The organism is Flavobacteriales bacterium, assembly GCA_020635395.1.
In the GTDB taxonomy this organism is placed as follows: domain Bacteria; phylum Bacteroidota; class Bacteroidia; order NS11-12g; family UBA9320; genus UBA987.
In genome coordinates, this window is sequence record JACJZV010000001.1 from 999,583 (window position 1) to 1,019,950 (window position 20,368).

Below are 20,368 nucleotides of genomic sequence, written 5' to 3' on the forward strand. Positions count from 1 at the left end.
ATGCTAAAAAAAATCAATTTACTTTTATTGAGCTTGTTGTTGGCAACATTTGCTCAAGCCTCGAAATCATTTTTGCTAAACTATGAGTGGAAAAGCAAACCCGCCATGCACGAATTGACCGAAAATGAAAAGAAAGAATCAACGGTTTACATACTTCACAAAGCAGTTTGCGAAATTCTATATCAGTCAGATGGTTCGGCAATTGAATATTATATGGAGCATGTGGTTATGCACCTCAACGATGCAGACGCCGTGGATGAGAACAACAAAGTATTTTTGAGCTTGAGGTTTGAAGATGCCGATAAATACACCATCGTAGAAAAAGCACGTGTAATAAAAGCCAATGGTAAAGTAAAAAATCTCGATGCGAGCGACATTCTGGAAGAAGAGGATGAGGAAACGGGAGTTAAAACCCGATATTTTGCATTAGAAGGAATAGAAGTGGGCGATGAAATCGAATATTATTACATCTACCCTCGAAATCCGAGACTTAACGGTGTGGTGCAAAGAATTCAATCGAGTAATTTTAAACGTGAAGCCACCATTATAATTATTTCACCCTCAAATCTGGAAATGAGTTTTAAATCGCTTAATGGATTTCCGGAAATGACCCAAAACGAAGATTATGATGAGAACTTCTATTCAGCAACAGATACAAATGTGGTAGGCTTAAAAGAAGAAAAATATGCCAGCTACCAAAGCAACCGAAAAGGTGTTATTCACTATCTTCACAAAAACACCTATAACCACACAACCATCGATTGGTATTCAAAATTTCCGGAGATTGTAAACTCCTTAATTGTGGGGACGGATTATAAAAAATCAGGTTTAAAAAAACTCGTGAAAACCATGATGATAGATCAAACAAAATCTGAAGAGGATCAAATTCTACAGGTTGAAAATTATATCAAGCGGGAGTTTCGGTACATTGAGATTGGCAATAGCGTGCTGTCGGATGTAAAGCAGGTAATGAAAAACAAGTTAGTAAATCAGACGGGTTTGCTTAAAATGTACGCAGTAATTTTTGACCAATTAGGAATAGAGTATGAGGTTGTTTATACCACAAATAGGAGGGAGCTGGAGTTTGACGCAGACTTTGAGTGTTATGCATACTTGAATGAACTTTTGTTTTATTTCCCTGCATCAAAAAAATATATGTCGCCAGTTGGTATCAATAATCGAGTAGGATTTCCACCTGCCATTTATACGGCCAATTACGGTTTATTCACTAAGTTTAGCAAGTTGGGCGGTCAGCGAGTGGCCACGGGAAAGGTAAAATACATTGATCCGGTGGATGGAAGAAACACATCGGACGAAATGACCATTACCTTGAGCATGAAGAATTTGCCCGAAACAAAAGCACACATAGTTCGCTCTTTTACCGGCTATAATGCACTGGATATGCAGTGCATATATGAGTATATGGACGACGATGAGCAAAAGGAAATGCGGGAAGCATATATTAAAACCATCGATGAAGATATGAATCTAGATGATGTAACAATCCAAAATTGTACAGTTGCCGACATCGGAAAAGAACTTACCGTAGAAGCCGATTTTACTTCTGAGGTTTTTATTCAAAAAGCTGGAGAAAATTACTTAATCAATGTTGGAAAACTGATTGGTCCACAAGCTGAATTGTATCAAGAAAATGATCGACAACTTCCGGTTAGTAATGTTCACAATCACCAATACGTGCGTCATTTGGTGGTGGAAATTCCTGAGGGATATGAGGTGGCAAATCTTGATGATTTGGCTATGAACATTCGATATGAAAAAGATGATGGGCATAAAGACATGGGCTTTGTATCTACCTACAAATTGGAAGGCAGCAAGTTGCTGATTGAAATTAATGAATATTACTATAGCATCAATTATACGGTAGAAGAATATCCGAAATTTGAAAAAGTAATAAATGCTGCTGCCGACTTTAATAAAGTAGCGGTGTTGCTCAAAAAGAAATAAATTTAGCTCCATATCTTTTTTTTGTTTTAGAAAATAATATTCCCATATTGCGATTTGTAAAAAAATCGGGAATGAGAAAATTGTTTACACTATTAGCTGGCTTATTTATTTCGGGATTAGCTTTGGCTCAAGAAACCAAAAAAGGTTTGGATGAAAAAATCAATGATTGGTTTGCACCCGTTGCCGACACGTGGGAGGGGATAGTGTTATATCCGATAAAATTGGGTGACAAAAGCATGCCCATTGTGGTTTTGCTATTAGTTGTTGGGGCGTTATTCTTTACTCTTTATTTCCGGTTTGTAAATGTCACCAAATTTTGGACAGCCATAAAAGTAGTTCGTGGAAAATATGATTCTGTTGACCAACATGGGGTAGAAAAAGCAGACTTTGTGTCGGAAGACGGCGATATACCCGATACAATAAGAGATGAAAGTAAACAAGGCGAGGTGAGTCATTTTCAGGCACTTGCCACAGCCGTTTCTGGCACGGTTGGTTTGGGAAATATTGCCGGAGTGGCAGTGGCCATTGCCATTGGCGGACCGGGTGCCACTTTCTGGATGATAGTTTGTGGTTTGCTGGGCATGTCCACCAAATTTGTGGAATGTACACTTGGTGTTAAATACAGAGATATTGGCGAAGACGGCACCGTTTATGGTGGCCCCATGTATTACTTAAGAAAAGGGCTCAGCCTCAATGGAAAAGCGGGTTTAGGAAAGGTGTTGGCAATCGTTTTTGCCGTTTTGTGTGTGGGTGCATCCTTCGGCGGGGGAAATGCTTTTCAATCCAATCAGGCTACACAGCAAATAGTTTCACTTTTTAACATATCCGGCAGTAATTCGGGTGTTATTATAGGTCTAATTTTGGCCATTTTTGTTGGTATTGTTATTATAGGCGGAATAAAACGTATAGCCACCATCACAGAGAAAATTGTACCATTTATGGCCATTATCTATGTGGCGGCGGCACTCATTATCATCTTTGCACATATCAGTCATTTGGGTACTGCCATAGCATTGATTTTTGAGGGAGCATTCAACCCAATGGCAGGTTTGGGAGGTCTTATTGGTGTGTTGATTGTAGGTTTTCAACGAGCTGCATTTAGCAACGAAGCCGGAGCCGGTTCTGCGGCCATTGCACACTCTGCGGTAAAAACTCGATATCCGGCCAGCGAAGGCATTGTTGCTCTTCTGGAGCCATTTATTGATACTGTGGTAATCTGCACCATGACTGCATTGGTTATTATTTTTTATAACTTGGAGGGTGTGTTTAATTATGGTGCTGCCTCGGATGGAAAAGTGGTTATAAATGCCACCGGTGCCAAAGTAGGAGGGGTGGATATAACCTCAATGGCGTTTGATAATGTGATTCCGCATTTTTCAATTGTGCTTACCATTGCCATTATTCTTTTTGCCGTTTCCACCATGATTTCGTGGTCTTATTATGGTTTGCAGGCATGGAAATTCTTATTCGGGAGAGGCAAAACCGCCGATATTATTTACAAGCTATTGTTTTTGTTTTTCATTGTTGTGGGTGCAGCAGCCACTTTGGATGCCGTTATTAAGTTTTCGGATGCCATGATTTTGGCGTTGGTTTTTCCTAATATGATAGGCCTCTTGCTTCTTTTTCCTGATGTGCGAAAGGAATTGTCGAAATATTTGAATGTTATTCGCGGGGTTAAGTCGTAGTTTTGCGGTATGATGTTTTTAGATGTTGTTCCGGCGAATCCTGAATCGCAAAACTTTAAAATACTTTTAATTGTCTCGGAAATCGTCATTCCTTTGATTGTTTTTGTGGGGGCATATTACATTTTTAAACCCCTAATTGATAAAAACAAAAATCAAAAAAATGATAACTATCGGGAAGACACCTTGGATTAATCCATTCTAAAACCCCGAAGAAATTCATCGATTTTCATTCTTCGTTTGCCTTCTATTTGCACATCGGTAAGGCTAACAATGCCATCCGAACAAAAAAAGTGTAAATATGATTTTCCATCCGTTTCAAAAACTCCCGGGTATCGGTCGTGATTTTCGCGAGTAAAATTCGCATCATACACTTTAAGAATTTTGCTGTCTAAAAAGGTGCGGGCGACGGGGTAGGGGCTAAGTCCGCGAATCTGATTATAGATATTCGAGCCATTATTTTTCCAGTCGATTTGACAATGTTCTTTGAAAATTTTTGGGGCTATTTTGTCATTTTTTGAAAAAACTTGGGCTATTGCTGTCAGTGTATTTAATCGGATTCCATCCAACGTTTCTAACATCAAATCGGCACCTGCCAGCATCATGCGGTCGTGCAATTGTCCCGCATTTTCATTCGGCTGAATGTCGAGTTTTTTTTGCATCAAAATATCACCCGTGTCAATTTCGTGTTTTAGCCGAAAAGTGGAGAGACCTGTTTCGATTTCTCCGTTCATTATGGACCAGTTTATTGGGGCTGCACCTCTATAATTTGGCAAAAGAGAGGCATGCAAATTAACCGTTCCCAAGCGGGGCATATTCCAAACCATTTCCGGCAACATCCGAAAGGCAATAACCACCTGAAGGTCTGCTTTTAGTTGGGCTAATTCTGCAATAAATTCTGGATTTTTTAGGTTGGTTGGCTGCAAAATGTGGAGGTTGTTTTTCTCGGCAAATTGCTTAACTGCCGATTTTTGCATATTCATGCCTCGTCCTGCAGGTTTATCAACGGAGGTAATAACGCCTACTACCTGATATCCGGCATCAACTATTTTCTGAAAACTGGGTACGGAAAAGTCGGGTGTGCCTATCAATACCACCCGCATTTCATTTCTTTCCATTAGCGAATAAGCATAAAACTTCTATTAAAACGGAATCGTTTAAAGAAACTTCCCTCTGGCTTTAGCGACCAAAGTACAAACCATGCTTTGCCCACAATATGATCTTCCGGAACAAAACCCCAGAGGCGAGAATCTGCACTATTGTGTCGGTTATCACCCATCATAAAGTAATAGTCCATTTTAAACTCATATTCCGTTATTTCTTTACCCTCAAGGTAAAATTTATTATCCTTAACTGTTATGTTATCATTTTCATAAATTGCTATTAATGCCTCATAGATTCTATAATTTTCGGCTGAAAGCTTCACTCTATCTCCTTTTTTAGGAATGAGTAAAGGGCCATAATTGTCAATTGTCCAATAATGACTTTGATTAAGTGGAAACAAAGTGTCCCTTTCAGATTTTCGATCAAGCAATGTGTCTATTGAAACAACCTTATTTAGGGATTTAATTTTATCACGAGTGACATCCGTCGCAACCAAACCGTACTCGGTATTGAATTCATTCTGTTGGTATAATTCATTTATGTCATTTTCTTTAAGAAATTTATTAGAAAAATAGGGGGAATTAAGTTTTACATCATAGAAGAACTGCCGACCTGCAGGCACATTTTCCATTTTTCCGTTTATGTAAACCGTACCGTTTATCACTCTTAGGGTGTCACCAGGAATGGCAACACACCGTTTAATGTAGTTTTCCTTTTTGTCAACAGGCCTTCCTTCGCGTTCTGCAGGCCAGTTAAAAATAACCACATCGCCGTTTTTAACTTTGCTGTATCCCGGAAAACGATAGTATGGAAATTTAATGGCTTCGCTATACGCTTTTGTGCCCAAAACAGGCATGGTGTGGTGTGCAAACGGAAAACAAAGCGGTGTCATGGAAACTCGGGTGCCATAAGCCATTTTGTTTACAAACAAAAAATCGCCTACCAACAATGATTTTTCCATAGAAGGTGTGGGTATTTGATACAACTCAATAAACAAACTTCTGATAACCGTGGCAGCTATCACAGCAAACCCAATGGCATCAATCCATTCGCCAAATTTGTGTTTTTCGCGGTAATGGTATCGGTAGATGTAATAAGCCCATATCGCTACTTCCCAAATTAGAAAGAAAATAATGGAGCCAATTATTGGGGCTTTTGCCGCAAAAAGCAGAATGCCTAAAAAGAACAAATTTAGAACCGTCCAAACCACCAAAACAACTTTGGTTTGTGTTTTAAATCCCTTAAAAATTTCGATAAGGTTAAAATTCATTTTTTGATTAAAAGTTAAGTAAGTCTTTCATCGAAAATATCCCTTTTTTGCCTTGCATCCATTCGGCTGCGGCCAAAGCTCCGGCGGCAAAACCTTTCCGATTGTGAGCGGTGTGTTTTATTTCGATGGTATCTATATCACTAAAAAATTTCACGTTGTGCGTGCCGGGCACATTTTCTTCCCGATACGAATTTACAACCAAATCCATCGCATTATTCGTGTGTCCCAATCCGTTTTCATGATGAATCCAATTGTTTTTTCTACTAAAGTTGGCTAACAGCTTTTCCGCCGTGGTAATGGCTGTTCCGCTGGGAGCATCCAATTTTTGTGTATGATGGATTTCATCAACCTCCACGTCATATTCGCCATACTTTTGAATCATATTGGCGGCCAATTCATTGATTTTGAAAAAGATATTTACACCAATGCTAAAATTAGTTGCGGTAAAAAGTCCACTGTTTTTGGACTTTACATAGTTCGACATTTCATCAAATTGATGATACCAAGCCGTGGTGCCAACCACCACCGGAACGCCAGCATCAGCACATTTTTTTATATTCTCAGCCACTGTTGATGGGGTAGAAAATTCAATGGCCACATCCGTATCTTTCAAATCATCTATCTCAAAACCTTCCCTATCGGTGCGTAAAGAAATCTCATGTCCTTTGGCTAAGGCTATCTCCTCGATGGCCTTTCCCATTTTGCCGTATCCAATAAGTGCTATTTTCATATCAACGTGTGCAAATCTACAATTTATAATGAGGTGAAACTACGTTTGGCTTCGTTGTATATTTGCGTTTTAAACAATGAAAAAGTTATTAAAAATTGTTTCTATTTTTGTTTTAATTGCCTTTGTAATAGGCGGTTATGCATTCCATAAAGTGGTGTTGGCCGATAATTTGGTGGATAACAAGGCCGGACAACATACATTATATATTCGTTCAAATTGGAATTATGATTCCCTGAAAACGGGACTGTATCCGCTTTTAAAAAATAAAAAAACATTCGACCTGCTTGCCGATAGGATGAATTTGCCCAACCGAGTGATTCCTGGAAAATACGTTTTGAAAAATAATTTAGGCAACCGAGGCATTATCAAAAAGCTACGAGCGGGTGATTATGAGGAAGTGAGGGTAGTTTTGAAAGGAGACATACGGCGAAAAGAAATTTTTGGAAAGATTGCACAATCGCTGGAGGTGGATTCCATCGAACTTCAAAATTTGATGAATAACAGTCAGTTTTTGGACTCTATTGGCTACAATACCGACAATTGGCCATGCCTTTTTGTGGCTAATACCTACCATTTCAATTGGGCTACGAATGCCCGCAGTGTGGTAAAACGATTTTTAAAAGAAAGAGAATTGTTTTGGACTGACGAACGAAAGGCCAAAGCTGAAAAATTAGGTCTTTCACCAAACGAAGTAGTGGTATTGGCCAGCATTGTTGACGGCGAAGCCATGCACGACAGCGAGTTGAAAACCATTGCCGGATTGTATCTTAATCGGTTAAAAATCAATATGATGCTGCAAGCCGACCCAACCGTAAAGTTTGTTGCATTTCAAGAAGGTAGGCAGCGAGTGCTAAATGTAGATTTGCAATCGCCCAGTCCATACAATACCTACAAATACGTCGGTTTGCCGCCAGGTCCTGTGCTATTTCCGAGTAATAAAGCCATCGATGCCGTGCTGAATCCGGAGCTGAATGATTACATCTTTATGTGTGCCAAAGCCGATTGGACGGGATACCACTGGTTCGAACCTCAATCGGGCTATAATAAGCATCTTCAGCATCGAGCCGATTATGGTCGGGCACTCGATGAGAGAGGCATTCGCGAATGACAAAGCACCAAAAAGTGGCTATTGTAGAGCCGTTTTATTCCGGTTCGCACAAATATTGGGTTGATTCATTAAAAAAGTATTTTTCGACAGATATTCAAACCTTTACCCTGCCCGGCAGACATTGGAAATGGCGAATGACGGCAGGTTTTATCGAGCTGGCAGAACAGGTGAATCAACATAACCAGTTTGATGTTTTTTTGGTTTCGGATATGTTGGATGTGCTAAGCTTTAAGGCATTTTTAAACCCTGGGCATCAATCAACGTCCATTGTGCTGTATATGCATGAAAATCAGGTGGTTTACCCTTTTAGAACACCCGAAGGCGAGAAGCATCGAGATAGACATTATGGTTTTATCAACTATAAATCAGTGCTTTGTGCAGATAAAGTATTGTTTAACTCTCAGTTTCATTTTGATTCATTTTTTGATGAAATGGAGAAATTTTTGTTCCCTTTTCCCGATAGCAAACCGCTTATTCGTCGGCTACAAGAAGCCAAACCAAAATGTTCGGTGCAATATTTGGGCATTGAGTTGAATGAATTAAACCGATTCAAAACGGCAAAAAATAGGGTTCCCACCATTTTGTGGAATCATCGTTGGGAGCACGACAAAAATCCAGAATTATTTTTTAAAACCTTGATGCGGTTGAGCCTTGAAGGTTTTGACTTTCAGTTGATTGTGTGCGGCGAGCAATACGAAAAAGCCCCTGCTATTTTTGAAGAAGCACGGACTATTTTGGCAAAACACATCGTGCATTGGGGCTATTTCGACAGTCGAGAGGATTACACAAAAGCACTTTGGCAAAGCACCATTTTGCCGGTGACCAGCAATCAGGAATTTTTTGGATTGAGTGTGCTGGAAGCCTCAGCCTGCCATGTGTTGCCCATTTTACCCAACCGACTCTCGTATCCTGAACTCTATCAAGGTATTGGCGTTTTTTACAACTCTGATGAGGAGTTTTACGAATTTCTTAAATCTGCGATTGAGAAGAATGAAGTGCCTGATTTTGGTGTGTTTGCGGAGCGATTTGATTGGGAGGGCAAGGAGGGAACAATACTTACACCTGTAGGTTGATTTTCAATTTCTTCCTTTTTTCAACTTTTTCGTCATCATAGAATTTATGGATACATCCAAGTTCAGGGTTTTGCATTAATAAACAAGCAGTTTTATAATCTGCCTTATATGGACATTCTTCTACTTTCATAGCAGTTACAAAATAATATGAAATTCTACTTTCAGGATGGTCTTCTTCCAAAATACCTTTTGCAGTTAATTGCTCCTGAGTAAGATTTAAAATAGTAGTATTGGGTTTAAGAACATTACCTGTGTAGAAAAGAGACACAACAAATATTTTTTCTACCGTTTTAAAAAAATCAACAGCTCTTTTGTGTATCAATTTCCTAATTGTTCTTCCGTCATTTACGACATCTGTAATGACTAGTACTGATTTATACTTGTTGTCATTCTCAAAACAGATTTCTCTTTCAAAATCGTTATGGCCATCATAACGGTATGAATATGGTAAAAACGAATATGGTTTTTCGTAATTTATTGCTGTTTTCGTAGATAAAATATTTCCTTCAATTCCTAAACCGATAACGAAATCAAAATTCTTCCCAATGTTTCTTTCAACTAAATCGAGAATAGCATTTTTAGCAAAAACTAAATCATAAAAATTGTTTAGAATTTTTGTTACATCGATCCAATTGTGGGCTCTAGATGTCTCACTCCAATGAAAGTGTCCAGAATGAAAAAGTTTTTTTTCTTTAACAAGATTAAATAACTTAGTTGAATACTCGGTTGTTTCTATTTGTTGAATTGACGGTAATTCAATATGGTTGTATTCGACTATTTGAACCTGCTTTATTATGGGCTGGTTTTTTTCTACTGGTTTTATTATAACAAAGCACTTCTTCTCCTGTGGTGAACTTTCAATACGAGACCAATATCCATCACCAAGTAATGTAAGGCTATTTTGTGGCTGAAAATTAAACAATTTATTATTTATGATGAATCCATCTGATTCGTCAATTTCATAAATTTTAAATGATAAAATGGAATTTTTTTTACTCAATGTGCCTACAGCACTTTGAAATAAAACACCATCTTCTTCCTCTGAAAATGAAGTATGCTCATTTCCGTAGAATAAGACCTTAATATCTTTACTTTGTAAATATTCTTTTACCTGATTTCGGTTGTCTTTTTCCCAGTTTCCAATTGCTGAGTTTTCATATTTTGCCTCCAAATTATGATGAAAAGCAGTAAAAATTTGTTTATCTGAATTTTCAGAAATAATATTTTCAAGTTCTATTTTTAGTTTTTCAAGGTTAATATATCCCTCACCCGATTGAGCCCCAATTTTAAAATTCGAATTCAATCCAATTATTAATGAATTAAGGGTCAAGTCAATTTTACCACTAACTGCATTTTCTGGATCAAAAACAATTCCTTCATCGGAATAAAAATCATTGTAGAAATCAGTGAATTTTTGAAATTTCTCTTGGTGAAATTCGAAAGCCTTTTTATCCTGTACACCATAATCATCTAATGCTTTTGCACAATCCACCCAATTCACATCGTGATCCCCAGGCAATATCAAGGTCTTTCTTTTATCTATTTTTAATGAAGTTATAAATTCATTTAAAATGCGTTTAGCCTCTATATATTCGTTTCTACTGGCAGAATCTGAAATGTCACCAGTTACCATTAAATAAAATTCAGTATCGGAAAACTCTTCCTTTATATGTTGAATTATGGATTGCAAAAACGCATCTCCAAATTCATCATTTTTATCAGTGTTGAAAAATGAGTTTAATTCCTTCGCCTTTTCATACCCGTTGGGGTCAAGATGATTTGTTACGTGTAAATCAGAGATATGTATTATTGCCTTTTTCATTTTATATATCTAGTGCTGTTGAAATTTTATAACCTATTTCTTTGTTACTTTCCTTATCTACAACAAATACACACTCGGCATCTTCAAAACTTCGGTAAACAGGGTCAATTGTTTGGATTCTAACAATTGAAACATTACCTAGATATTTGCCACCTAAAAACTCTATAAGACTTTTTGCAATTTTAATTTCTGTTCCAAGACAAACTAAATCAGAAACAACAATGTATTTTTTATTGGTTTCAATTTTACTATCAAGTGTGCTATACATTTTGTTTATTGGGCCGATTTGGTCTAGTATAACAATATCTGTCCTTAATAAAGTTGAAAGAATTGAAGTAATGTAAGAGCTATTAAGATTTTGGCACACTAAAATTGGTTTATTTTCATTATCCAATGGGATTAAGCTTTTAAACCATTTTTGATAAGTCTTTACAGCTAAATTATAAATTGCATACAAGAAAAATTCTTTATCAATGCTGATGAACTTTTTTATATTTATCCATTTAGAGAGATATACAGATGATGAAGAGTGATATTTCTCTTCACCTTCCAATTGTTTGATGTGTTTCTCTTTTAATAAATTTAAAAAATGTATTTTGAAAATTTCTTGAGTTGAATAAGAAACTTGAAATTTACCAGTCTCAAAACAGTTGAATACTAAATAATTATTATCCTCATCAATAATATTATTCTCATTGTTAAATAAGCTAAGTAGATTCAACTCCTTGATTAGTTCTTTTTTGACATTTATCAGTACAAGATTTGTGTTTAAGCTTTTTAAGTCACTAATTTTTGATAGTTGGTTATTTTGAATTGCATTAATATTTTCAAAGTTTAAAACCACAACTTCCGGCTTATCTTCAACCTCTTTGCTATAATCCTCTATAATTTTAATTAATGTCGTTTCATTAACCAATTGTTCGGAAATCCCGATATTACCATTATCAACAAAAGCAGATGTTATCGTTTGCTCAGCGTGTAAATGATAATACAAACAGTTCGATATTTTTATTTTAGAGATTATCATAATTTTTCAATTGAATTAGGAATTTCAACCTCAATATGAACTCCTCTAAAACGAACTTCAAATATTCTTAATGCAGAAAACCTTGTGTCTTCTGAATATTTCCTAAATATTGATGTTGCAAGCTCTGTGATTTGCTTTTTGCATATTCCTTTTAGATTGGTCAATTTTTCTTTAAATTCTTCGGATTTGATTTTTCCAAACATTAAGGAGTGGTTAGTGCTTAATATTTGCATTCTAGTTTCGTAAAGATTTTGCAATTCGGTCAGCATTCTTGCCGAAACAATTATTTGAGCATTATCAGTATGTAGTCTAAAATAACCACTACAGTCAAGTACTACATTACACATCAAATCAAAAAGACCTTGTCTGTCTTTTAGCATTGAGTAATAAAGCGTTTCAAATAGAATTAATGCAGAATTTTTGATATTATCATCAATCTTTAATGGAAAGGAATTCGATAAAGATTTAAGGAGTTCAAATTTTTCGTAGAATTCACCTGTATCCTTTTTGTTTTTTAAAGACTCATAAAGTCCAATACCATTGTCTGAAATTGAAAATTTTGTTTTAAACTTATCTGAAAACATTAAAACAAATGCATCTGATTTTGAATGTAAAACACCATTTGTTATGAGCTCAGCTAGTATTTCGATAAATTCGGATGTTAAATGACTAGTTGTTTCATTTTCAAACAATAAATCATAAAAATGTTCTTTAACCTTGTAGGTGTAAAACTCAACTAATGAATCTCTTTGTGCAGGCTCACCATCTGTAATATTTGATAATCTTACTTTTAAATTATCATCATTAAGCGAGTAACATCTTAATTTATGTTCTGTTCTAATTACTTTTCCTTTAAATCCGCCTAAATAAACATCATCAAAATCTAAAATATTTCGACCAAGTGGAAAATTAGGATTGACGTTACTTCCTGTTATGTAGAAAAATTGAGAACGGTATAAATATTCTAAAACATCAATTGTAATTGGTGTATTGGACAAATGAAGTTTAATCGGGTTTTTATGAAAATTTCTTAGCTGTTGAAAAAGGCTAAGTAACAATGGTAAGGTAATTGGGTCTATGTAGTACCTTTTTTTTGAGTATTCTAAATCATTACCTTCAATTAATTTGAACTCTAAAGAGTTGTTGTTATTTTTATGCTCAGAGTAAAAATGTGCTACTTCTAGAAGGAATTCGGTATAGAAGACAAAGGGAGTAAGGCTTTTCTCCTTGTATATAATTGGTATTGGGGTATTCATTTCTATTTTATTTATGCCTAATTAACCTTATTGCTGAAAGTTTTTTCCAAATGCTGAACCAAAGTTTTGGGTATACTTTGCAAGTTTATATTTCAAATGTACTTTTTTGACCAACGGTTTTTTACATTGTTTAATTTATATGAATTATGAACATCGATTCAGTATATTTAACATTTTGCAGAATATGTTGCCAACCTGATAAGTTCACCTCCAAGGTCTCAAATATAAAATACTCCCCTCAAATCCTCAACCGGAAATTAGGTCTTTAATTTATTCAAATGTTTGTGACAAGTAGCTCATAAAGTAATTCCGTCAGTGTATTAACGTCACTCTCAATTGTCCCTTTCATATATTTTTCGTAAACGGTCTCATTGTCGGGAGGGTTTAGGTTTAGAACGAAACCTTTTTCCAATGCCAATAGTCTCAAAAACTCTCTTTGTGCTCGTCCGTTGCCTTCTCTAAATGGGTGTAAATAGTTGATGTTGTCGAGTATTTCGGCCAACTTTTCGGCTAAAAGTTTTTCATTATCCTTCGAAATTTTTTCAAACTCAGCAATTAACTGATCAATGTGTCTAAATGCCTTGTCAAAATGTGACGTAGGGAAAAACTGTTTGCCATCTTTACTTATTTCGACCTTACGTTTTTTACCTGCCCAAACATAGATGTCTTGAAACAAGTATTTGTGGATTTCAAAAAGGCTGTCAATTCCGTTAATTTTTATCGGGTTTTCATAAAGTTCTTGCAGACGTTTGGTGACTGTACCACTCTCAACAAAAAGCAATACTTCAGGGTCTGTTATGTTGGGTAAATTGCGTAAAAGCCCAGTTTTGGGGTCGGTATAGGTATAGTCAGGGTCTATATATTTGTATGAATTAGACATACACTTTTTGTTTGGCCAATGCCACAAACTCTGTTAGAGATATTTTTCCTGTCACGTAGTCCCGGATTATTTCAACACCCTTTGGAGTTGGTTTAAAACCTTCAAACATATTGCTGCCCAAGGCATTTGCAGTGCTTTCAAGCGTCTTTAAATCCGAAAATTTTACACCCATTATTGTTAGGTTATTTCGGTCTATTTCTAGGGTATTAAACATATCTTTCCGATTTTTAATTCTATTCAAATTTACAAAATATCTACCTCAAATCCTCAACAGGAAATGCTGTTTCTCCACACCCTTTCTGATAAAAACAATGCCTAAGTGAAACAAATCAATGCTGATAGAAACTCGTGAGTCTTGGCATATTTTTTCCCAGGCTAGTTTCATGCCCTCCGACCAGTAGATGTCGTCAAAAACCACTACGCCGTTGGGCGAAAGGTGCTGGTATATTTGATTAAAATAATCCAGCGTTGGCTGTTGTTGATGATGCCCGTCAATAAAAGCAAAATCAATTGTTTGCAGTTTTTGAAGGGTTTCGGGCAATGATTTTTCAAACGAGCCAATTTTGATGCAGGGATTCAAACCCAACTCTTTCAAATTTGACTTTGCAAACTCTGCCACTTCCGCTCCGCCCTCATGGCTCACAAACCGACAGTTGGGGGCCGCCAATTGCTGGAAGGCCAAACTAATGCCTAGCGATGTGCCAAGCTCAATGGCGGTTTGTGGATTTACAAATGCTACAATTTCGGCTAATGTGCTGCATAGTTTTGGGTTTTTGGCCGAATTTCGGGCAATATCCGAAACCGTTTTTTCGACCATTTTTTTGTTGTTGCCAAAATCGACAAACCGAAGTATTTGTTGATTGGTCAAAAGTTGCTTTCGTAAGGCTTCTACCTTCGTAAATCTTGATTTTGGAAGCGAGTTTTTGTGTATGTTCTGCATCAATGCAAAAACCATCGGGCTATGCACACTACGCCATGTTTTGGCCATGCAGATGTGTTTAAGAAACAGGAAAATGCGTGTCAACAAACCATAAGGTTGTTGCATTTTATTCGGCTGTTTCGCTGGTTTCTAAAACAACTTCTTTTTCTTTTGGCGGATTTTTTAGGTTTTTAATAACCTTTAATTCTGCTCTCAATCTGCCCAATTGCTCTTTTGTTTTTTCAATTTTTGAAGCAATTTCTTCTTTTAGTTTTTGCGAACCTTTTGAACGGCCAAAAAACTCCATATTGTTTTCAAGCGTAATGATTTCGCTGTCCAAAAACCGGATTTTCTTTTGAATTTTTTGAGCCTCGTCGTCCAATTTGCTTTTGCCGGCAGGCATTTGCGATAGGTTTTGATAATGCTCTTTTATTTGCGTTTGTTTAACTGACTTTTTGTCGAGTTTAAACTTGTTAAACACGGCATCAGAGGCCTTTCTGTAGCTGTCTTCTACCTCTTTTTTGTTTTTCATTGGCACAAAACCAATGCCGTTCCACTCTTTTTGTAGAGCTTTTAAATCATCCAAAATAGATTCAGAGTTGCCATCGTTTAGTAAGGCTTCTAATTTGACAATAACCTCCTTCTTTTTGGTTAGATTTTCGGTTTCAATGCCTTTTCTATTTTTAAATTCTTCTTCTTTTTTGCTGAATACAAAATCGCAGGCAGTTCTGAATCTCTTCCAAATGGCATTTGATATTTTTTCGGATACAGGCCCAACTTCTTGCCATTCTCGTTGAAGTTTTTTCAATTCGTTGGTGGCAAAGTTTAGGTCATCACTGTCTTTTAACTCTTCTGCCCGTTTGCATATATCTTCTTTTATCACAAGATTGGCTTTTCGATCTTTCATCAATTGCTTGAAGAAATTGCTTTTCTCGTCATAAAAAGTGTTAAACGATTTTCTGAATTTTTTCCAAACTTCGTCGCTTTGAGCCCTCGGCACTTGACCAATTTTTTTCCATTCGGTCATCAACCCATCGAGTTCTTCCGTTTTCTGTTTCCAGTCTTTTCCTTTTTTTGGCAGCAGTTGAGTAATCATTTCGGCTTTCTCAACCAATACACTTTTTAGTTCCAGATTTTTCTGTCTGTCGGCTTCTAATGCTTCAAAAACAGCCCTTTTTTGCTCATAAACTTTATCGCATGCGGCTCTAAATCTATCCCAAATTTCTTGGTTAAACTCTCTCGGAACCGGGCCTGTGTTTTTAAATTCTTCCTGATATTTATTTAAAAGTATAAAACTTCTTTTCAATGAATTTTCGGCACTTAGCTCATCCACTTTTTTGCAGAGTTCAATTTTAACCTCAAGATTTTTCTTGCGGTCAAGCTCTTTCAACTCAATGTTTATGGAGTGATTGTCGTAAAATTTATCCAACAAAAAGTGATAATTATCCCACGTTTCTTGCACTTTGTCAACTGGCAACACACGAATGGTTCTCCACTCTTGTTGAATTTCTTTAACCGCGTCTAAACTTTTTTCGGTCTCGTCCGAGTCGGTTATTTCACGCAAACGTTGTAACAGCTCTTCTTTGCGTTTTAGGTTGTTTAGTTTTTCTTTTTCAATACGGTTTATTTCTTCCATTCGGGCATTTTTGGCCAAATTGAAAGCATTTTTAAACCGTTCGCGGTAGTTGGTGTCGTCATATTCAAAGGTTTCGGGGTCGTTACCTTCTTCTACAAACTTGTGTAGTGCTTCTCTTTTTTCGGCTCGCAATATGTCATTAAAGATGGGTCTGATTTGACGCAATCTTGCCAAAGCCTCGCGAGCAGTCATTTTTTGATTTGCCTCGATAGCCAAATCGAGCAATTGGTCTTTGTTTAAGACCTCAAAATCTATGTGGGCGTGTGTGTCGTCCTCGTCTGATGTTGATTCTTCCTCCGATTCGTCGTCCACGTTTGAATCGTCTTCCAAACCATCGTCTTCTTCGTTGTTATTTACAATTTCGGTTGAAACAGCTTCAAAAGTTTCTTGTTGTGCAACAGTCTCAACTACTTCCTCGGTGGTTGCTTGAGGAGTTTCTTGCTGAACGTGTTCATTTGTTAGGTTGGTTGTTTCGTCGGTTGTAACCGGAGCTTCAGAAACCGGAGTTTCATTTGCTTCTGAATGTGTGTTTTCGTTTTCCATTTTTGTATTGTGCGGGGTAGGTAGGTTCTCGTTGGAACTATTGTTTTCCATCTCAACCTCATTTTTAGAAATCTCTTCTTGAGACATACGTTTATAATTCTTATTTTTCGTTTAAAAGCGGCAAAAATGGTACTTTTGACTCGAAATGCAAGCATCAAAGAGTAATATGAACGTTAAAATAATTGAATGTCCTCGCGATGCCATGCAGGGGTTGCATTGGTTTGTGCCTACCCAAACAAAAATTGATTACCTAAATAGTCTTTTAAAGGTGGGCTATCACACGATTGATTGCGGCAGTTTTGTGTCGCCAAAAGTAATTCCTCAAATGCGTGATACCATCGAAGTTTTGGATAATCTCAACGATTCTGAAACAAAACTTTCGGTAATTGTGGCAAACAAACGAGGCATAGACGATGCGGTTAAACACCTAAAAGTCAATTATTTAGGATTTCCTTTTTCTATTTCTGAAACCTTTCAGCAACGCAATACCAATCAATCCATTACAGAAAGTTTGGACGTGGTAAAATATTTGGTTGACCAAAGCAAAAAGCATGAAAAGGAAGTGGTAATATACATTTCGATGGGGTTTGGCAACAATTATGGCGATGATTGGAATGCGGATATTGTGGAAGATTGGGTGGGGAAAATTGAAGAAATTGGTGTTGATTCATTCTCTATAAGTGATACAGTAGGTGTGTCGGATGCTGCAAAAATTAAGGCAGTGTTTGAAAAACTGAATAAGAGTTTTAAAAACAGCGAGTTTGGGGCACATTTTCACACACGAAAAGACAATTGGAAAGAAAAGGTGGAAACCGCTTGGCAACATGGCTGCCGTAGGTTTGACGGGGCTTTGAAGGGATTTGGCGGTTGCCCCATGGCCGAGGACAAATTGGTGGGAAATATGCCAACGGAAAATTTGGTTCAGTTTTTTGACGAAAACAACATTGACCATAATCTCGACCTCAAAAATTTTGCAAAATCAGCGGTTTTGGCCGGAACTATCTTTGAATAATTTGTCTGAAAGATACCTACTCCGTAATTTTATCCAACCATCGGCGAAGAAAGCACTTTCGCTTTGACGGATTTTCGGCTGGTTCAGTTTCGGTAGGTGTAGGTTCCACCACAACAATGGGTTCGTTTCGAAGTTTTTTGAGTTCGGTTTCTAATTCCGATTTCGTTTTTAGACCAATTAATCTGAGTTGAACAGCTTCGTCAATCGGGTCTATAACCAATAGGGTGGGCAACACAGAGGCATTGAACTTTTCCTGCAAATCCATACCGTCAAAATAGTCAACATCTACCTTGTAGGAAATAAAATTGTCAGCCATATAATTTCCTAAATCCACATCCTGAAACGTGGTTTTTTCCATTTCTAAACAAGGTTTGCACCAATCTGCCCTAAAATCAATGAACAACAATTTGCCTTCGGCAGATGCTTTGGCCAAGGCTTCTTCGTATGTGCCCGAAACAAAGTTGATTTGTGCCTTTGCAGAAGAAATGCCCACAAGGAATAAGAAAATTAAAAATCGAAATTTCATACAACAAAGTTGGCCGCTTCTTGCGGCATTTGATTTTGTGGGTTATACACGCCTCAAAAAGTTTGTATGTTTTTTTGTAAAAATAAATAGGGCCATCTGAAAAGACGAGACAGCCCCATTTTACCCTAACTGATTGCCGGCACCAATTTGCCCAATGTAACTTTGTATTTGGTTCCTAAAATCGTAATTACCTCGCCCTCTGTAAGTTTTGCCAGGTTTGTTATGTCTTCTTCAATGGTGTGAAGACTTCCGCCGTTTTCACGAATCATATTTAGATATTCTAAATTCACGCCATTTTGTGCACCGCACACTATTACGTGTATGGGTACTTTTATTTGACTTAACAATTCTAAATCGCGGGGTGTGGCATAGTTGTCGGCTATCATAATAATACCTTTGGCATCCGGTTTTACCTCCAGGCCATAGATTCCTGCTTCAATGTTGTTTTCTGGGCCATCGCCGCCGCATCCGGCTGTTTGAGCTTTATTCAATGTTTTTTCTAACGTGGTGTAATTGTTGGTTTTTATGTAATACAATCCCCCTACTTCGCCCGTTATTTTTAAATAATCAGCCATATTGTCGCCATCATTAAAAAAGACGAAATCGGTGTTTTTGCTGCTCGATTTGAGATGGAGTTGATGCCAAGCCAAAAATTGACCGATGTATGGCGACATGCTGCCGGTAACGTCGGTGGCAACCACACAATTGCTCCAATCCTTGTTTCTATCCAATACTTTAGTAACCACATTTTCGTATAAGAACGTTGTACCCAATTTTACAGAAGTGTCAACATACGAACAATTAATTACCTGCTCGGTGCTGGTGGAATATTGAAAATTTTCTATTGCTTTTCGGTTGCTATCAATGGGTAAAGCGAGGGTAGTAAATGATTTAATTTTCCCGTTTCGAATGCTAAATTTTAACGTGTATTGGGTGGCCGATTTCTCTCCCTGATAGCGAGAGGAGGTAAACCGAAAACCCGATTTTAAGGATTTGAGAATGCCTTCATCATCCATATCATTGGTGACTTGCATTTTTCCTTTTGCATCTACCCAAAATATAAGTTCATCTTCCTTAAACCCTTTTTTGTTGAGGTTTTTAATGAAATTTTGCTTCGATTTCTTATTTCTACCCAGCATTTTTCCAACCCTGTTTTTGGGATTTTCAACCGACCGATAGGTGGTGTCGCATACCCGAATAATCGAACTTTTTCCAGTTTCAATAAGCGAATCTAGCACGTGCGAGTCGGTGGTTTTTCCGGAGTATAAATTTTTATAATAGGTGGTCAGTGTTTTTTCGCTAAAATCCTTTTTTAAATCATCTTCCGACATGGTTTTTATCTCAAAACCATGAAAAAAACCTCGGCAGTCGCCCGGTGTGTTGCAGCCTGTTTGTGCCACCAAATACCATTTAATGCTTTTGTTTGATTTAAGCTGCGGTACATATTTAAAAAGCTCATCAATTCTCGCCTGATTTAAAGCTAATTGATCAAACCGCTCAGACAATTTGAATTGGGTATAAACAAGAGAGACACTTACCACCTTTGAAGCATCTAACCCCAAAACCTTTTTGTCAATGTCGGAATGGTTAAAGTCCATCGGAATGTAATGAAAGTTGGCGGCCTCAGAGAGTTTGAACTTTTCCGTTTCGATGCGTATGGCACCCAATTGGCCAAAAGCCGAAAAGCTCATAAAATAAAAAACCAAAAGGGCAAAGATTGATTTAAACCGAATGTTGAGAATAGAATTCATAGCTTTACTTTTAACGTTTCTTTATACTTGACGAAACGAAAAAGTAACCCGTTGGGTGAAAATT

At 37.1% G+C, this 20,368-nt stretch carries 18 protein-coding genes; 6 read left to right on the plus strand and 12 right to left on the minus strand.

What is annotated here, in order from left to right:
* The 3 genes from H6607_04200 (at position 1) to H6607_04210 (ending at position 3,842) form a co-directional block, all read left to right on the plus strand.
* Complete coding sequence (locus H6607_04200) at positions 1 to 1,965, plus strand: DUF3857 domain-containing protein (GenBank protein ID MCB9261554.1); 1,965 nt, start codon at positions 1 to 3, stop codon at positions 1,963 to 1,965.
* A 71-nt stretch (positions 1,966 to 2,036) separates the two neighbouring features.
* On the plus strand, positions 2,037 to 3,650 hold the full coding sequence (locus tag H6607_04205) for an alanine:cation symporter family protein (GenBank protein ID MCB9261555.1): 1,614 nt from the start codon (positions 2,037 to 2,039) through the stop codon (positions 3,648 to 3,650).
* A 9-nt stretch (positions 3,651 to 3,659) separates the two neighbouring features.
* The gene (locus H6607_04210; protein ID MCB9261556.1) at positions 3,660 to 3,842 is read left to right on the plus strand and encodes a hypothetical protein; all 183 of its coding nucleotides are present in this window, start codon (positions 3,660 to 3,662) and stop codon (positions 3,840 to 3,842) included.
* Here the strand turns inward: H6607_04210 and H6607_04215 are convergent.
* Genes H6607_04215 through dapB form a run of 3 tightly spaced genes read right to left on the minus strand, consistent with a single transcriptional unit; the run spans position 3,839 to position 6,751 of the window.
* Positions 3,839 to 4,765: a methionyl-tRNA formyltransferase gene (locus H6607_04215; protein MCB9261557.1), complete on the minus strand. Its 927-nt coding sequence runs from the start codon at positions 4,763 to 4,765 to the stop codon at positions 3,839 to 3,841. The genes H6607_04210 and H6607_04215 overlap by 4 nt on opposite strands.
* Entirely contained in the window at positions 4,765 to 6,021 is a 1,257-nt protein-coding gene (lepB, locus tag H6607_04220; protein MCB9261558.1) for a signal peptidase I, read from the minus strand. The genes H6607_04215 and lepB overlap by 1 nt, the downstream gene beginning before the upstream one ends.
* 7 nt (positions 6,022 to 6,028) lie before the next feature.
* Positions 6,029 to 6,751 (minus strand): 4-hydroxy-tetrahydrodipicolinate reductase, encoded by a 723-nt coding sequence (gene dapB / locus H6607_04225; GenBank protein ID MCB9261559.1) that lies wholly within the window; start codon positions 6,749 to 6,751, stop codon positions 6,029 to 6,031.
* Positions 6,752 to 6,827: 76 nt separating this feature from the next.
* Here dapB and mltG point away from each other — a divergent pair, with 76 nt between their 5' ends.
* Positions 6,828 to 7,859 carry an endolytic transglycosylase MltG gene (mltG, locus tag H6607_04230; protein MCB9261560.1) on the plus strand — a complete coding sequence of 344 codons (1,032 nt, stop codon included), beginning with the start codon at positions 6,828 to 6,830 and terminating at the stop codon, positions 7,857 to 7,859.
* Entirely contained in the window at positions 7,856 to 8,932 is a 1,077-nt protein-coding gene (locus H6607_04235) for a DUF3524 domain-containing protein (protein ID MCB9261561.1), read from the plus strand. The genes mltG and H6607_04235 overlap by 4 nt, the downstream gene beginning before the upstream one ends.
* Here the strand turns inward: H6607_04235 and H6607_04240 are convergent.
* The 7 genes from H6607_04240 to H6607_04270 all read right to left on the minus strand — a co-directional run bounded on the left by H6607_04240 (position 8,916) and on the right by H6607_04270 (position 17,102).
* The gene (locus H6607_04240) at positions 8,916 to 10,754 is read right to left on the minus strand and encodes a metallophosphoesterase (GenBank protein MCB9261562.1); all 1,839 of its coding nucleotides are present in this window, start codon (positions 10,752 to 10,754) and stop codon (positions 8,916 to 8,918) included. The two genes, H6607_04235 and H6607_04240, sit on opposite strands and share 17 nt — an antisense overlap.
* 1 nt (position 10,755) lies before the next feature.
* Positions 10,756 to 11,781: a hypothetical protein gene (locus H6607_04245; protein MCB9261563.1), complete on the minus strand. Its 1,026-nt coding sequence runs from the start codon at positions 11,779 to 11,781 to the stop codon at positions 10,756 to 10,758.
* Positions 11,778 to 13,037 (minus strand): hypothetical protein, encoded by a 1,260-nt coding sequence (locus H6607_04250; GenBank protein MCB9261564.1) that lies wholly within the window; start codon positions 13,035 to 13,037, stop codon positions 11,778 to 11,780. Before H6607_04250 ends, H6607_04245 begins: the two co-directional genes overlap by 4 nt.
* Positions 13,038 to 13,311: 274 nt before the next feature.
* A complete protein-coding gene (locus H6607_04255; GenBank protein MCB9261565.1) occupies positions 13,312 to 13,917 on the minus strand; it encodes a Fic family protein in 606 nt (201 codons plus the stop codon).
* A complete protein-coding gene (locus H6607_04260; protein MCB9261566.1) occupies positions 13,910 to 14,131 on the minus strand; it encodes an antitoxin VbhA family protein in 222 nt (73 codons plus the stop codon). The genes H6607_04255 and H6607_04260 overlap by 8 nt, the downstream gene beginning before the upstream one ends.
* 45 nt (positions 14,132 to 14,176) lie before the next feature.
* A complete protein-coding gene (locus H6607_04265; GenBank protein ID MCB9261567.1) occupies positions 14,177 to 14,857 on the minus strand; it encodes a class I SAM-dependent methyltransferase in 681 nt (226 codons plus the stop codon).
* A 106-nt stretch (positions 14,858 to 14,963) separates the two neighbouring features.
* On the minus strand, positions 14,964 to 17,102 hold the full coding sequence (locus H6607_04270) for a DUF349 domain-containing protein (GenBank protein ID MCB9261568.1): 2,139 nt from the start codon (positions 17,100 to 17,102) through the stop codon (positions 14,964 to 14,966).
* Between the two features lie 58 nt (positions 17,103 to 17,160).
* Between H6607_04270 and H6607_04275 the strand changes: the two genes are divergently transcribed.
* Complete coding sequence (locus H6607_04275) at positions 17,161 to 18,027, plus strand: hydroxymethylglutaryl-CoA lyase (protein MCB9261569.1); 867 nt, start codon at positions 17,161 to 17,163, stop codon at positions 18,025 to 18,027.
* A 16-nt stretch (positions 18,028 to 18,043) separates the two neighbouring features.
* On the opposite strand, the gene H6607_04280 is transcribed toward H6607_04275, so the two are convergent.
* A complete protein-coding gene (locus H6607_04280) occupies positions 18,044 to 18,553 on the minus strand; it encodes a thioredoxin family protein (protein ID MCB9261570.1) in 510 nt (169 codons plus the stop codon).
* A gap of 125 nt (positions 18,554 to 18,678) precedes the next feature.
* Positions 18,679 to 20,304, minus strand: coding sequence for a hypothetical protein (locus H6607_04285; protein ID MCB9261571.1), 1,626 nt, complete (start codon positions 20,302 to 20,304; stop codon positions 18,679 to 18,681).
* Positions 20,305 to 20,368 lie beyond the last annotated feature (64 nt).

Bases quoted from the DNA above. Each gene is read 5' to 3' on its own strand.
- H6607_04200 (MCB9261554.1), top strand. From the start codon at position 1: ATGCTAAAAAAAATCAATTTACTTTTATTGAGCTTGTTGTTGGCAACA.
- H6607_04205 (MCB9261555.1), top strand. From the start codon at position 2,037: ATGAGAAAATTGTTTACACTATTAGCTGGCTTATTTATTTCGGGATTA.
- H6607_04210 (MCB9261556.1), top strand. From the start codon at position 3,660: ATGATGTTTTTAGATGTTGTTCCGGCGAATCCTGAATCGCAAAACTTT.
- H6607_04215 (MCB9261557.1), bottom strand. From the start codon at position 4,765: ATGGAAAGAAATGAAATGCGGGTGGTATTGATAGGCACACCCGACTTT.
- lepB (MCB9261558.1), bottom strand. From the start codon at position 6,021: ATGAATTTTAACCTTATCGAAATTTTTAAGGGATTTAAAACACAAACC.
- dapB (MCB9261559.1), bottom strand. From the start codon at position 6,751: ATGAAAATAGCACTTATTGGATACGGCAAAATGGGAAAGGCCATCGAG.
- mltG (MCB9261560.1), top strand. From the start codon at position 6,828: ATGAAAAAGTTATTAAAAATTGTTTCTATTTTTGTTTTAATTGCCTTT.
- H6607_04235 (MCB9261561.1), top strand. From the start codon at position 7,856: ATGACAAAGCACCAAAAAGTGGCTATTGTAGAGCCGTTTTATTCCGGT.
- H6607_04240 (MCB9261562.1), bottom strand. From the start codon at position 10,754: ATGAAAAAGGCAATAATACATATCTCTGATTTACACGTAACAAATCAT.
- H6607_04245 (MCB9261563.1), bottom strand. From the start codon at position 11,781: ATGATAATCTCTAAAATAAAAATATCGAACTGTTTGTATTATCATTTA.
- H6607_04250 (MCB9261564.1), bottom strand. From the start codon at position 13,037: ATGAATACCCCAATACCAATTATATACAAGGAGAAAAGCCTTACTCCC.
- H6607_04255 (MCB9261565.1), bottom strand. From the start codon at position 13,917: ATGTCTAATTCATACAAATATATAGACCCTGACTATACCTATACCGAC.
- H6607_04260 (MCB9261566.1), bottom strand. From the start codon at position 14,131: ATGTTTAATACCCTAGAAATAGACCGAAATAACCTAACAATAATGGGT.
- H6607_04265 (MCB9261567.1), bottom strand. From the start codon at position 14,857: ATGCAGAACATACACAAAAACTCGCTTCCAAAATCAAGATTTACGAAG.
- H6607_04270 (MCB9261568.1), bottom strand. From the start codon at position 17,102: ATGTCTCAAGAAGAGATTTCTAAAAATGAGGTTGAGATGGAAAACAAT.
- H6607_04275 (MCB9261569.1), top strand. From the start codon at position 17,161: ATGCAAGCATCAAAGAGTAATATGAACGTTAAAATAATTGAATGTCCT.
- H6607_04280 (MCB9261570.1), bottom strand. From the start codon at position 18,553: ATGAAATTTCGATTTTTAATTTTCTTATTCCTTGTGGGCATTTCTTCT.
- H6607_04285 (MCB9261571.1), bottom strand. From the start codon at position 20,304: ATGAATTCTATTCTCAACATTCGGTTTAAATCAATCTTTGCCCTTTTG.